The sequence below is a fragment of the Erwinia sp. PME.40.26/001 genome (genome assembly GCF_055556675.1).
Window position 1 is genome coordinate 36,451 of sequence record NZ_JBVHNP010000001.1, and the last position, 13,215, is coordinate 49,665.

The following is a 13,215-nucleotide window of genomic DNA, read 5'->3' on the forward strand; positions in this document are numbered from 1 at the left end:
ACGTGCTTTAACCGGGTACGTTCAGTTTGTCCCGCTGCCGACAGCTCTCTGTTGGCAGCGGTTTTTTTTTGCCGCCGTTAAAAGATCGACTGTTCCGGGACAAATTCGCTGAAAGCATTATCCCGGGGCTGATAGCCCAGCACCTCGCGAGTCTGACTCAGATCAAATCGTTTAAACCGGTTATCTGAGATCCCGTAGCCAATAAAGAACGTAATATTTTCTGCCGTTACCGCTGCGGTCAGCAGCCTGACGCCATCCTCCGGACTGAGCCAGGCGCTGTAGTCTCTGGCGTTTTTCAGGTTGCTGGGGCAGCGGGTTTCAAATGCCCCTATCCGCAGTGCCACGCAGCTTATGCCGCGCTGAGTGGCGTAAAAGGAGCAGAGTGCTTCCCCGTAGCATTTCGTCACGCCGTATAAATTGGCCGGAGCCACCGCCATACCCGGGTGGATCTGCACGTCTTCAGGATACCCTTCGATAGTCTGTGCGCTGCTGGCAAAAATAAAGCGCGGGCAGGGGGTATGCGACACGGCTTCAAGCAGGTAAGTCGTAGATAAAATATTGGCGGGCAGCAGGTCTTCGAAAGCCGCACCGGCATCGGGAATGCCGGCCAGATGAATCACCGCATCAAACGTCTCTCCGCGCAACAGCTCGGCAGCCACCCCCGGCAGCGAGAGGTCAGCTGGAATAAACAGGTGCGGAGAAGGTACATCGTAAGCCGGCAGGCTAAGGTCGGTCAGTACGAAGCGCCAGCTCTCCTTCATGGCATTGAAAAAGGTACGCCCGATGCGCCCACTTGCGCCGGTGAGGAGAATATTTTTAACGGTCACGCTGTCAGCCTTTGGGTTGAAAACAGGACAGCCACTCTGCCACAGCCCGGGGGGAAGGTGAAACAGAGAAAAAGGTATTCAGTGAAGTGAGGGCATAAAAAAAGCCCTGACCAGAGGTCAGGGCCTGATTGACGCTTTATCCGGTATTAAGGACGCGTGGCCGGAGCCGTCGCCTGGTGGGTCGCCGCGTGGCCGCCAGCAGATCCCTTACCTTCAAAGTTAAAGTCCGGACGCACCCAGTCGCTCTGAGGTGGGGTCTCTGGCTGGTAAGCCGGAGCCGGTGCTTTTGTCATCGGTGCCGTGGCATGCAGCTTGAAGTTGCTCTGAGCCGGTTGTGCAGCGGGCACGATTTCAGCCTGAGCCGTTTCAGTAACAACCGGTGCGTTAACAACAGGTTCAGCCGCGACAGGCGTCTCTGCTTCAGCGACAGGTTCATCGCGGGCAGGGACAGGCGCATGAGGTTCCTGAGTAACAACGGGTTCCGCTGCCACTTCCGGTGCATGAAGCACTTCAGCAACCTGCTGCTCAAGCGCGTCGCTGACTTCAACCGGCGCGGCGTGAGCAATCTCGGCTGCCTGCTGCTCAGGTGCAGCCTGCTTCGCTTCTTCAACGATTTCGGCCACGGCATCAACGGCAACGAAGGCCGGTTCTGTCTGAACGTCGTCTGCCGAAACAGACGCGGCAGCGGTCTCTTCTGCGACAGCTTCATCAGCAGAAGAGATGACGGCCGGTTCTTCACTTACCGGTGCATCGATGGCCGACGTCTCTTCCGCTATCACCGGAGTGATTTCTGGCAGATTTTCAGGCTGGGGTTCCGCAAGCTGCACAGGGGCTGCCTGTTCTGCTGCCGGAGCTTCAATTGCAGAAGCTTCTGCAACAGGAGCGACAACAGCAGGTTCATGGTTTTCTTCCTTCGCGCTGATGATGCTGTCTGCGGCTGCTACGGCCTGTGGCGCATCAACGTCAGCGTGGCCGTAAGCAGGAACCACAGAATGGCCAGGTTCTTCATGCGTTTCGTGATCGCTGCCCTGTGCTACCGGGTAAGACACCCATACTTTACCGGAAGCCATTTCTGGTGATGCAGCAGCATTAGCCAGCGGCATCGGTGACTGTGTTGGGTAGCGCTCATCACGGTAACGACGACGACGCTGGCCACTCACGCGCAGGTGGCGCGGTGAACGACGTGAACGACGTGGCATGTTGTTGCCATCGCGATCGTCACCGTCTGCCACTTCGGCCACGGTTTCGCTGGCGACAGGCTGTTCAGCCGGGGCCGTTTCTTCAGTGTCAAACGAGCGGGCTGCGGTCTGTTCAGCGGTTTCGATACGCACCTTCTGGTTCAACTGGCGCGGCTTACGACGCGGCATGACCTGTACGTTCTCTTCCTGCTCTTCCAGATTTTCAGCGGTTTCAATCAGCGGCTCAACGATCGGCTCTTCCTGCACAACCGGGCGCTTTTCTTCCTGGTTCTGACCAGGACGACGACGCTGACGCTCCTGACGCGGCGGACGAGCCGGCGTGGTTTCGCTGCGTTCAAACTCATCCGGCACCATACGCTCGCTGCGGGCATCATTCTGCGGCGCGTTGCGCTTGTTGTTACGACGGTCGTCACGGCCTTCGTTATTGCGTTCGCGCGGGGCGCGCTCGGTGCGCTCACTGCTGCGGTCGGTATTACGCTCACTGTTGCGGTCGTTACGTTCACCGTTGCGGTCGTTACGTTCACCGTTGCGGTCGTTACGTTCGCCGTTGCGGTCGTTACGTTCACCGTTGCGGTCGTTACGTTCGCCATTGCGGTCGTTACGTTCGCCATTGCGGTCGCTACGCTCGCCGTTGCGTTCGTTACGATCGCCATAACGTTCATTACGCTCGCCGTTGCGGTCGCGACGGTTGTTGTTCTGACGGCGGTTATTGCGACGTTCACCACGCGCTGGGGTGGCTGCTTCGGTCGGTTTTTCTTCTGCAACCGGCGGCTGAGGCTGTTCAGCCGGTTTCTCTTCGGCAGCAAACAGCTTTTTCAGCCCGCTGAGTAAGCGGCTGACCAGACCCGGCTGCGCAGCGGCGGCAGGGGCTTTGACCTGTGGTTGTGCAACCGGCTGAGTCACGGCCACTTCTGCGGTTTCTTCCTGTGGCGCTGGTGGCGCATCAGGCATGACGAAGGCGGCGAGGGCAGGCTGCTCAGGGCGCTTGCGCTCGGCGTGCTCTTCTTCAGAAGGCAGCGCCATTTCGGCTTCGTGCAGTTTAGGCAGATGGTAACTGAGTGTCTGCGTTTCTTCGCCGGTGCGAACGCGCAGCACCGAGTAGTGTGGTGTCTGCATATTATCGTTAGGGACGATAATTGCTTTGACGCCACCCTGGCGTTTTTCAATGGCACTGACGGCTTCACGCTTCTCGTTCAGCAGGTAAGAGGCAACCTGGACAGGCACGATGGCATGCACTTCTTTGGTGTTCTCTTTAAGCGCTTCTTCTTCAATCAGACGCAGAATGGACAGTGCAAGAGATTCGTTATCACGGATGGTGCCGGTGCCGCTACAGCGCGGGCAAACGTGATGGCTGGACTCACCCAGCGACGGGCTGAGGCGCTGACGCGACATTTCCAGCAGGCCGAAGCGAGAGATATGGCTGATCTGAATACGGGCACGATCCTGACGCACGGCTTCGCGCAGGCGGTTTTCTACCGCACGCTGGTGACGGACGGGTGTCATATCGATAAAGTCGATAACGATCAGGCCACCCAGGTCACGCAGGCGCAGCTGGCGGGCAATTTCGTCAGCGGCTTCAAGGTTGGTGTTAAACGCCGTTTCTTCAATGTCGCCGCCGCGCGTGGCGCGTGCAGAGTTGATGTCAATGGCGGTCAGCGCTTCGGTGGAGTCGATAACAATCGAGCCGCCGGAAGGAAGACGCACTTCGCGCTGGAAGGCAGATTCAATCTGCGATTCGATCTGGTAATGACTGAACAGCGGGATTTCACCGGTGTACAGTTTAATTTTGCTGCTGAAATCCGGACGGCCCAGGGCGGCGATATGCTGACGAGCCAGCTCAAGCACTTTCGGGTTATCGATCAGGATTTCGCCGATGTCCTGGCGCAGGTAATCACGGAAGGCACGGACAATCACGTTGCTTTCCTGATGGATCAGGAACGGCGCAGGGCGGCTGTCAGCGGCTTTTTTAATGGCTTCCCAATGCTTCAGACGGAAGCTCAGATCCCACTGCAGCGCATCAGCTTGCTTGCCTACGCCTGCGGTGCGGACAATCAGACCCATGCCGTCTGGCAGTTCCAGAGCGGAAAGGGCCTCTTTCAGTTCGGTGCGGTCATCCCCTTCGATACGACGTGAAATACCGCCGGCTCGTGGGTTGTTTGGCATCAGAACCAGATAGCTCCCTGCCAGACTGATAAAGGTGGTCAGGGCTGCGCCTTTATTGCCACGTTCTTCTTTATCGATCTGGACGATGACTTCCTGACCTTCACGCAGTACATCCTTAATGTTTGGACGACCATGGGCGTTATAGTTAGCAGGGAAGTATTCGCGGGAAATTTCTTTCAGAGGTAGGAAACCGTGCCGTTCAGCGCCGTAATCAACAAATGCGGCTTCAAGGCTGGGTTCAATGCGGGTGATCTTGCCTTTGTAGATGTTGGCTTTTTTCTGTTCGTGTCCAGGGCTTTCAATATCCAGATCGTACAGACGTTGTCCGTCAACGAGGGCGACACGCAACTCTTCTTGTTGAGTTGCGTTTATCAACATTCTTTTCATCGTAACTTACTCATTATTCTTACATTAGTGACAAAGCTGCGGGCAAAGTAACGCTGGACGTCAGAAACCGATGACCCCGTGTCTCATCGCAAAGCCGTCAACCTCCCGGTTGTCAGCAGCTAAAGGGGCGCAAATACTCGGTAGCCTGTTTTACATATGGAAAAACAGCGCATTTGTGGGGGGAACCGCCAGTAAGGATACCAGGTGAACCAATCCCGTTTTATCGTCCAGGCTGCAACCCGCAGCCCGCTAAATGCCTGATTGCACAATACGTCTTACGCCATTGCTGCGTGTATGCGCTATCCTGCAAAATTTCTCACCCTTAATCTTCCGAGCCACAGCCCTGTTAGCTGCTCTTATTCGCCGCGGATACCGACTTATGTCCGTTTCCAGGGTTTATTTCGCCTGCTGCCTCGCTGCAACACGAAATCAAAGGGGTGTACGCTATCTATTCCCTTGCATTCACAAGTCTTAGCGTAAAAAACGGAGATATTATTCCATTGCTAAGGCGGTGATCGCAAGGTGACTTTATCCGCGTTGAGAAGTTTCTCTCAGCTTTTAGAACGTATTGCAGTGCTTTTCAGCAGATTGTCTAAAAACCGGTCACAACTTCCTGCGGTAACCGTCTCCGTCAGTTAAGCACAGAAAAAGAGGTGGCGCTATCACAGCGCACTATTTAGAATCGCCAACCATGAAAACCAATACTCCAGCCGTACATTTTATTGCCATTTCTGCCGATGAGGCAGGACAACGTATCGATAACTTTTTGCGTACCCATCTTAAAGGGGTGCCGAAAAGTATGATTTATCGCATTTTGCGTAAAGGCGAAGTGCGGGTGAACAAGAAACGCATCAAACCGGAATATAAGCTGGAAGCCGGGGATGAGGTGCGCATCCCCCCCGTGCGGGTCGCGGAACGTGAGGATGATAATCTGTCACCGAAGCTGGCGAAGGTCGCTGCGCTGGAACAGGCTATTGTCTTTGAAGACGAACATATTCTGGTGATGAACAAACCGTCCGGCACCGCCGTGCACGGAGGAAGTGGCCTCAGCTTCGGGGTGATTGAAGGATTACGTGCTCTGCGCCCCGATGCCCGTTTCCTGGAGCTGGTACACCGCCTGGATCGCGACACCTCCGGTATTCTGCTGGTGGCCAAGAAGCGATCTGCGCTGCGTTCGCTGCATGAACAGCTGCGAGAAAAGGGCATGCAGAAAGATTACCTCGCTCTGGTTCGCGGGCAGTGGCCTTCACATGTGAAAGCCGTGCGGGCTCCCTTACTGAAAAATATCCTGCAAAGCGGTGAACGTATCGTCAAGGTTAACAGTGAAGGTAAACCGTCAGAAACACTGTTTAAGGTGGAAGAGCGCTATGCGGTGGCAACGCTGGTCAAAGCCAGCCCGGTGACAGGACGCACGCATCAGATTCGCGTACACACCTTACATGCCGGGCATCCTATCGCCTTTGACGACCGCTACGGTGAAGAGGAGTTTGACCAGCAGCTAAAAGGCACCGGCCTTAAACGCCTGTTCCTCCACGCCGCTGCGTTGCGTTTCACCCACCCCGGCACGGGCGAAGTGATGCGGGTAGAGGCACCGCTGGATGACGAACTGAAGCGTTGCCTGGCGGTTTTACGTAAAACTACGCTTCCGCTGTAAGCCGTTATGGACGGCCCCGGCCGTCCTGTTCCTTTTCTTCCTTATAATGCCGTCAGCGGATCCACGCCTGCGGCCCGCAGCATATCGCACAGGGCGATCAGCGGCAGACCGACCAGCGTATTCGGGTCACGTCCGGACAGGCGGTCGAACAGCGTAATGCCGAGCCCCTCACTTTTAAAACTTCCGGCACAGTTCAGCGGCTGCTCCTTACTCACGTAAGTGGCAATCTCGCCCTCGGTCAGCGTGCGGAAATCCACGCTGAAGGGTTCACACACCACCTGCAATGAGCCGTCGCGGCTGTCACAGAGTGCCAGGCCGGTATAGAACACCACGCTGTGACCGCTGGCGGCGCGCAGTTGCTCCCGGGCCCGGGTTTCGGTATGCGGCTTCCCGCAAATTTTCCCGGCCACTACGCAGACCTGATCGGAACCGATAATCAGGTGGTCGGGATAACGTTCTGCCAGCGCCCGGGCTTTAGCGGCGGCCAGTCTGACCACTAACTGCGTGGCATCTTCATTCGCCAGTGGAGTTTCATCGACCTCGGGGGCAGCGGTAATAAAGGGCAGTTCCAGCTTGGCTAATAAAGCTTTTCGGTAATCCGACGTTGAGGCTAATACCAGTTGTCGCATTATTTTTTCCATAATAGATAGCGAATCAGTGGCAGGCATTTTAAACTATGCGCCGCACTGGATGCGAATGATGGGTGAAAGATGCCGTAATACGGCCTTTTTCTTTGACTCTATGTCGTTACAAAGTTAATATGCGCGCCCTATGCAAAAGGTAAAATTACCCCTGACTCTCGATGCGGCTCGTACCGCTCAAAAACGCCTGGACTACCAGGGTGTTTACACCCCTGAACAGGTTGAGCGGATTGCTGAGTCGGTAGTGAGTGTGGACAGTGATGTAGAATGTGTCATGTCGTTCGCGATTGACGAACAGCGTCTGGCAGTACTGAAAGGTACGGCCGAAGTCTCTGTGACGCTGTGCTGCCAACGCTGCAACAAGACATTTCCACAGCACGTCCACGTATCGTACTGTTTCAGCCCGGTCGTCACTGACGAACAGGCCGAAGCACTGCCGGAAGCGTACGAGCCGATCAACGTCAACGAGTTTGGCGAAACCGATCTGCTGGCAATGGTGGAGGATGAAATCATTCTCGCCCTGCCTGTCGTTCCGGTGCATGATTCTGAACACTGTGAAGTGTCCGAGGCGGACATGGTCTTTGGCAAGTTGCCTGCAGAGGCAGAAAAGCCAAATCCATTTGCCGTATTAGCCAGTTTAAAGCGTAAGTAATAGGAGTAAGGTCCATGGCCGTACAACAGAATAAACCAACCCGTTCCAAACGTGGCATGCGTCGTTCACACGATGCGCTGACCACAGCAGCACTTTCCGTAGATAAAGTTTCTGGCGAAACGCATCTGCGTCACCACATCACTGCGGATGGTTACTACCGCGGTCGCAAGGTCATCGTTAAGTAATTCCGCGGTTCGCGGCGCTACTTTGACACGGTTGACCCTGGCGATAGATGCCATGGGCGGGGACTTCGGTCCCTGCGTGACAGTGCCTGCATCACTGCAGGCACTGGAATCTAATCCGCATCTGCATCTCCTTCTGGTCGGTGACCCCGACACCATCACGTCATTACTTGCCAAAGCTGATTCTGCCCTCAGGGCGCGTCTGCAGATCATTCCTGCCGAATCGGTTATTGCCAGTGATGCCAGGCCTTCACAGGCGATCCGCGCCAGTCGCGGAACCTCCATGCGCATTGCGCTGGAGCAGGTGAAAGAGGGGCAGGCGCAGGCCTGCATCAGCGCAGGCAATACCGGCGCACTGATGGGGCTGGCTAAATTATTATTAAAACCGCTGGACGGCATTGTTCGCCCGGCGTTAATGACCGTGTTACCGCATCAGCATCAGGGTAAAACCGTGGTACTGGATCTGGGTGCTAACGTTGACTCAGACAGTGCGATGCTGGTGCAATTTGCCGTTATGGGTGCGGTGATGGCTGAAGAAGTTTTAGCTATCCAGCGGCCACGAGTGGCATTGTTAAATATTGGTCAGGAAGAGACCAAAGGGTTAAGTTCGATCCGTGATGCCGCGGCGATTCTGCGCGCAACGCCAGAACTTAACTATATTGGATACCTTGAAGGCAACGATCTTCTTACCGGTAAAACAGACGTGCTTGTTTGCGATGGCTTTGTCGGCAACGTCACGTTGAAAACGATGGAAGGCGTGGTAAGAATGTTTCTTTCGCTGTTGAAATCACAGGGCGAAGGTAAAAAGAAGGCCTGGTGGTTGAGGTTACTGGGGCGCTGGATCCAGAAGCGCCTGGCGAAGAAATTCGGCCATCTCAACCCCGACCAGTACAATGGCGCCTGTCTGTTAGGGTTACGCGGTACCGTAATTAAGAGCCACGGTGCAGCGAATCAACGCGCATTTACGGTAGCGATCCAACAGGCAGAGCAGGCGGTGCGGCGGCAAGTTCCCGAGCGGATTGCTGCCCGCCTTCAAGCTGTATTACCTAAGAGTGACTGAGCGTACATGTATACGAAGATTATCGGTACGGGCAGCTATTTGCCCGAGCAGGTGCGGACTAACGCCGATCTGGAAAAAATGGTGGAAACGTCAGACGAGTGGATTGTCACCCGTACTGGCATTCGTGAACGTCGTATCGCAGGCCCGGATGAAACCGTGGCGACCATGGGCTTCCACGCCGCTGAGCGCGCGCTGGAAATGGCCGGTATCGATAAAAATGATATCGGTTTAATCGTGGTGGCAACAACCTCCTCCAGCCATGCCTTCCCCAGTTCAGCCTGCATGATCCAGCAGATGCTGGAGATTGACGATGCGGCGGCATTCGATCTTGCGGCGGCTTGTGCAGGGTTTACCTATGCACTTAGCGTGGCCGATCAGTACATCAAGAACGGTGCGGTGAAACACGCCCTGGTCATCGGTGCAGATGTGCTGGCCCGCATGCTTGACCCGAACGATCGCGGTACCATCATTCTGTTTGGTGATGGCGCAGGCGCTGTTGTGCTGGGGGCGAGCGAAGAGCAGGGGATTATCTCTACGCATCTTCACGCTGATGGACGCTATGGCCAGCTGCTGACGCTGCCGAATCAGGATCGTGCAAACCAGGACCAGCCGGCGTATGTCACCATGGCGGGTAACGAAGTGTTCAAGGTCGCGGTCACTGAACTGGCACATATCGTCGATGAGACGCTGGAAGCCAACAAGCTCGATCGTTCGTCGATCGACTGGCTGGTACCGCACCAGGCCAATCTGCGTATTATCAGCGCCACGGCCCGCAAACTGGGCATGGACATGGATAAAGTGGTGGTGACACTCGATCGTCATGGCAATACCTCGGCCGCGTCGGTGCCGACTGCCCTTGATGAAGCGGTACGTGATGGCCGTATTCAGCGTGGTCAGTTAATTCTGCTGGAAGCTTTTGGTGGCGGGTTCACCTGGGGTTCTGCACTGGTTCGCTTTTAATTAACAGGAAATCACAATGACGCAATTTGCAATGGTCTTCCCGGGACAGGGATCGCAAACGCAAGGCATGCTGGCCGATCTGGCGGCAGCCAACCCGATTGTAGAGAAAACCTTCCGTGAAGCTTCGGACGCACTGGGTTACGATCTCTGGCAACTGGTGCAACAGGGCCCTGCGGAAGAATTGAACAAAACATGGCAAACTCAGCCTGCTTTGCTGGCTGCTTCTGTTGCCATTTTCCGCGTTTGGCAGGAAAAAGGCGGAAAAGCGCCGTCAATGCTTGCAGGGCACAGCCTGGGTGAGTACAGTGCGCTGGTTTGTGCAGGTGTCATTGCGTTTACTGATGCGATTAAGCTGGTTGAACTGCGCGGCAAACTGATGCAGGAAGCCGTTCCGGAAGGGACGGGGGCCATGCAGGCTATTATTGGCCTGGACGATGCGTCCATCGCCAAAGCCTGTGAAGAGTCGGCTCAGGGGCAGGTTGTTTCGCCGGTGAACTTTAACTCACCGGGCCAGGTAGTGATTGCGGGTAATAAAGAAGCTGTTGAGCGTGCGGGTGCTGCCTGTAAGGCCGCCGGCGCTAAGCGCGCACTGCCGCTGCCTGTCAGCGTACCGTCACACTGTGCGCTGATGAAGCCTGCCGCAGACAAATTAGCCGCAGCGCTGGATGCACTGACGTTCAGCGCCCCAGCCTTCCCGGTGGTCAATAACGTTGATGTGAAGTGCGAGACATCACCGGAAGCGATTCGCAGTGCGCTGGTGCGTCAGCTGTATAATCCGGTACGCTGGACCGGTTGTGTCGAATTTATGGCCGCGCAGGGCATGACGTCACTGCTGGAAGTGGGTCCAGGTAAAGTGTTGACCGGCCTGACGAAACGTATTGTTGACACCCTGACGGCGGCGGCGGTAAACGACCAGGCCAGCCTGTCAGCGGCGCTGGAACAATAACACGGAGATAAACATGAACTTCGAAGGTAAAATCGCGCTGGTCACCGGTGCAAGCCGTGGGATCGGCCGTGCGATTGCAGAAACCCTGGTGGCACGCGGTGCCAAAGTGGTGGGAACTGCAACCAGCCAAAGCGGTGCCGACGCTATCAGTACCTATCTGGGTGATAACGGTAAAGGCCTGCTGCTGAATGTGACCGATTCTGCTTCGATTGAGAGCGTGTTGGAAAATATTCGCGCCGAATTTGGCGAAGTGGACATTTTAGTCAATAATGCAGGCATCACGCGTGATAATCTTCTGATGCGCATGAAGGATGACGAGTGGCAGGATATCCTGGACACCAATCTGACTTCAGTATTCCGTCTGTCAAAAGCGGTAATGCGTGCCATGATGAAAAAACGCGCGGGTCGAATTATTACCATTGGCTCCGTCGTTGGAACAATGGGTAATGCGGGTCAGGCAAACTACGCGGCAGCAAAAGCGGGTTTGATTGGCTTTAGCAAGTCACTGGCGCGCGAAATCGCGTCCCGTGGCATTACTGTTAACGTCGTGGCACCTGGTTTTATTGAAACCGACATGACGCGTGCACTGAGCGAAGATCAGCGTGCGGGCATTCTGGCGGAAGTCCCTGCAGGTCGCCTCGGCGGCGCGCAGGAAATCGCCAATGCCGTTGCATTTTTAGCCTCTGACGAGGCAGCGTACATCACTGGTGAGACGCTGCACGTCAATGGCGGAATGTACATGGTCTGAAAATCACGAAAAATATTTGCGTTATTTGGGGTTAAGGCCGCAAAATAGCGTAAAATCGTGGTTGGACCAGCCGGGATTTAGTTGCATCTTTTTCAACATTTTATACACTACGAAAACCATCGCGAAAGCGAGTTTTGATAGGAAATTTAATAGTATGAGCACTATCGAAGAACGCGTTAAGAAAATCATTGGCGAGCAGCTGGGCGTTAAGCAGGAAGAAGTTGTTAATACTGCCTCTTTTGTAGAAGATCTGGGCGCTGATTCTCTTGATACCGTTGAGCTGGTAATGGCTCTGGAAGAAGAGTTCGACACCGAGATTCCGGACGAAGAAGCTGAGAAAATCACTACCGTTCAGGCTGCTATTGATTACATCAATGGTCACCAGGCATAAGTGAGCATCTCCAGGCGGTCATTCGACCGCCTGAGTTTTTTCTGAACGTCCCACACAGTGTCAACTTTTCCCTCCCTGGAGGACGAACGTGTCTAAGCGTCGTGTAGTTGTGACTGGTCTTGGCATGTTGTCTCCTGTCGGCAATACCGTAGAGTCCACCTGGAATGCTCTTGTTGCCGGTCAGAGTGGCATCAGCCTCATCGACCATTTTGATACTAGTGCCTACGCAACGCGTTTTGCTGGCTTAGTAAAAGATTTTGATTGTGATGAATTCATCTCGCGCAAAGATCAGCGCAAGATGGACGCGTTCATCCAATATGGGATTGTCGCTGGCATTCAGGCCATGCAGGATTCCGGCCTGGAAATCACCGAAGAGAACGCTGACCGTATTGGGGCCGCTATTGGCTCCGGCATTGGCGGTCTTGGACTGATCGAAGAAAACCACACCTCACTGGTGAACGGTGGCCCACGTAAAATCAGCCCGTTCTTTGTTCCGTCGACCATTGTTAACATGATTGCAGGTCACCTGACGATCATGTTTGGCATGAAAGGCCCAAGTATCTCCATCGCCACTGCCTGTACTTCTGGCGTGCATAACATTGGTCATGCTGCGCGTATCATTGCGTATAACGATGCCGATGTCATGCTGGCCGGTGGTGCTGAAAAAGCCAGTACCCCGCTGGGTGTGGGTGGCTTTGGTGCGGCACGTGCGCTTTCAACCCGCAACGACAACCCACAGGCGGCAAGCCGTCCCTGGGACAAAGATCGTGACGGCTTTGTACTGGGTGACGGTGCAGGCCTGGTGGTGCTGGAAGAGTATGAGCATGCGAAAAAACGCGGTGCAAAAATCTACGCGGAAATCGTTGGTTTTGGCATGAGCAGCGATGCTTATCACATGACTTCGCCGCCGGAAAACGGTGCAGGCGCGGCCCTGGCGATGGTGAACGCGCTGAAAGATGCGCAACTCTCTCCGGAGCTAATCGGCTATATCAACGCACACGGCACCTCAACGCCGGCCGGTGATAAAGCGGAGACCCAGGCCGTGAAATCGGTCTTTGGTGCCAGCGCTAACAGCGTGATGGTCAGCTCGACGAAATCCATGACCGGTCACCTGTTAGGGGCGGCGGGCGCGATAGAGTCGATCTTCTCCATTCTTGCTCTGCGTGACCAGGTGGTCCCTCCGACCATCAATCTGGATAACCCGGATGAAGGCTGTGACCTGGATTTCGTTCCGCATACGGCACGTCAGACCAAAGGTCTGGAGTACACGCTGTGTAACTCCTTCGGCTTCGGCGGCACCAACGGGTCGCTGATTTTCCGTAAGATCTGAGTTTGCTCGACCGACTGAAAGGCCCGCACCGTGCGGGCCTTTTTTTTATGGTGAGTTGGATGAGACAATCAGATG

The 13,215-nt window shown here is 55.1% G+C and carries 12 protein-coding genes; 9 read left to right on the forward strand and 3 right to left on the reverse strand.

The genetic code is table 11. The annotated features are described in order from the left end of the window. Positions 1–77: 77 nt before the first annotated feature. Positions 78–827, reverse strand: a complete 750-nt coding sequence (locus ACZ3HG_RS00225) for an NAD-dependent epimerase/dehydratase family protein (protein WP_465331286.1) — start codon at positions 825–827, stop codon at positions 78–80. Positions 828–973: 146 nt separating this feature from the next. Next, the gene (gene rne, locus ACZ3HG_RS00230) at positions 974–4,576 is read right to left on the reverse strand and encodes a ribonuclease E (protein ID WP_465331288.1); all 3,603 of its coding nucleotides are present in this window, start codon (positions 4,574–4,576) and stop codon (positions 974–976) included. A 691-nt stretch (positions 4,577–5,267) separates the two neighbouring features. Between rne and rluC the strand changes: the two genes are divergently transcribed. Continuing rightward, the gene (gene rluC / locus ACZ3HG_RS00235; RefSeq protein WP_191933181.1) at positions 5,268–6,230 is read left to right on the forward strand and encodes a 23S rRNA pseudouridine(955/2504/2580) synthase RluC; all 963 of its coding nucleotides are present in this window, start codon (positions 5,268–5,270) and stop codon (positions 6,228–6,230) included. A gap of 41 nt (positions 6,231–6,271) precedes the next feature. Here rluC and ACZ3HG_RS00240 read toward each other — a convergent pair whose 3' ends face one another. Continuing rightward, entirely contained in the window at positions 6,272–6,859 is a 588-nt protein-coding gene (locus ACZ3HG_RS00240) for a Maf family protein (RefSeq protein WP_191933180.1), read from the reverse strand. Positions 6,860–7,001: 142 nt separating this feature from the next. On the opposite strand from ACZ3HG_RS00240, the gene yceD reads away from it, so the two are divergent. The 8 genes from yceD (at position 7,002) to fabF (ending at position 13,140) form a co-directional block, all read left to right on the forward strand. Beyond that, entirely contained in the window at positions 7,002–7,523 is a 522-nt protein-coding gene (gene yceD / locus ACZ3HG_RS00245; protein ID WP_062743733.1) for a 23S rRNA accumulation protein YceD, read from the forward strand. 14 nt (positions 7,524–7,537) lie between these two features. Further along, entirely contained in the window at positions 7,538–7,708 is a 171-nt protein-coding gene (gene rpmF / locus ACZ3HG_RS00250) for a 50S ribosomal protein L32 (RefSeq protein ID WP_003849870.1), read from the forward strand. 22 nt (positions 7,709–7,730) lie between these two features. Further along, on the forward strand, positions 7,731–8,765 hold the full coding sequence (gene plsX / locus ACZ3HG_RS00255) for a phosphate acyltransferase PlsX (protein ID WP_191933179.1): 1,035 nt from the start codon (positions 7,731–7,733) through the stop codon (positions 8,763–8,765). Positions 8,766–8,771: 6 nt separating this feature from the next. Then, a complete protein-coding gene (locus ACZ3HG_RS00260) occupies positions 8,772–9,725 on the forward strand; it encodes a beta-ketoacyl-ACP synthase III (RefSeq protein ID WP_191937278.1) in 954 nt (317 codons plus the stop codon). 16 nt (positions 9,726–9,741) lie between these two features. Further along, complete coding sequence (gene fabD / locus ACZ3HG_RS00265) at positions 9,742–10,671, forward strand: ACP S-malonyltransferase (protein WP_191937277.1); 930 nt, start codon at positions 9,742–9,744, stop codon at positions 10,669–10,671. Between the two features lie 13 nt (positions 10,672–10,684). Further along, complete coding sequence (fabG, locus tag ACZ3HG_RS00270) at positions 10,685–11,419, forward strand: 3-oxoacyl-ACP reductase FabG (RefSeq protein WP_062743729.1); 735 nt, start codon at positions 10,685–10,687, stop codon at positions 11,417–11,419. Between the two features lie 154 nt (positions 11,420–11,573). Then, entirely contained in the window at positions 11,574–11,810 is a 237-nt protein-coding gene (gene acpP, locus ACZ3HG_RS00275) for an acyl carrier protein (protein WP_004157115.1), read from the forward strand. 88 nt (positions 11,811–11,898) lie between these two features. Continuing rightward, positions 11,899–13,140, forward strand: a complete 1,242-nt coding sequence (gene fabF, locus ACZ3HG_RS00280; RefSeq protein WP_191937276.1) for a beta-ketoacyl-ACP synthase II — start codon at positions 11,899–11,901, stop codon at positions 13,138–13,140. Positions 13,141–13,215 lie beyond the last annotated feature (75 nt).

What these genes read in the sequence shown, in the direction of transcription:
- yceD (WP_062743733.1), top strand. Translation starts at nt 7,002, where the DNA reads ATGCAAAAGGTAAAATTACCCCTGACTCTCGATGCGGCTCGTACCGCT.
- ACZ3HG_RS00260 (WP_191937278.1), top strand. Translation starts at nt 8,772, where the DNA reads ATGTATACGAAGATTATCGGTACGGGCAGCTATTTGCCCGAGCAGGTG.
- ACZ3HG_RS00240 (WP_191933180.1), bottom strand. Translation starts at nt 6,859, where the DNA reads ATGCGACAACTGGTATTAGCCTCAACGTCGGATTACCGAAAAGCTTTA.
- rluC (WP_191933181.1), top strand. Translation starts at nt 5,268, where the DNA reads ATGAAAACCAATACTCCAGCCGTACATTTTATTGCCATTTCTGCCGAT.
- rne (WP_465331288.1), bottom strand. Translation starts at nt 4,576, where the DNA reads ATGAAAAGAATGTTGATAAACGCAACTCAACAAGAAGAGTTGCGTGTC.
- fabG (WP_062743729.1), top strand. Translation starts at nt 10,685, where the DNA reads ATGAACTTCGAAGGTAAAATCGCGCTGGTCACCGGTGCAAGCCGTGGG.
- fabD (WP_191937277.1), top strand. Translation starts at nt 9,742, where the DNA reads ATGACGCAATTTGCAATGGTCTTCCCGGGACAGGGATCGCAAACGCAA.
- rpmF (WP_003849870.1), top strand. Translation starts at nt 7,538, where the DNA reads ATGGCCGTACAACAGAATAAACCAACCCGTTCCAAACGTGGCATGCGT.
- acpP (WP_004157115.1), top strand. Translation starts at nt 11,574, where the DNA reads ATGAGCACTATCGAAGAACGCGTTAAGAAAATCATTGGCGAGCAGCTG.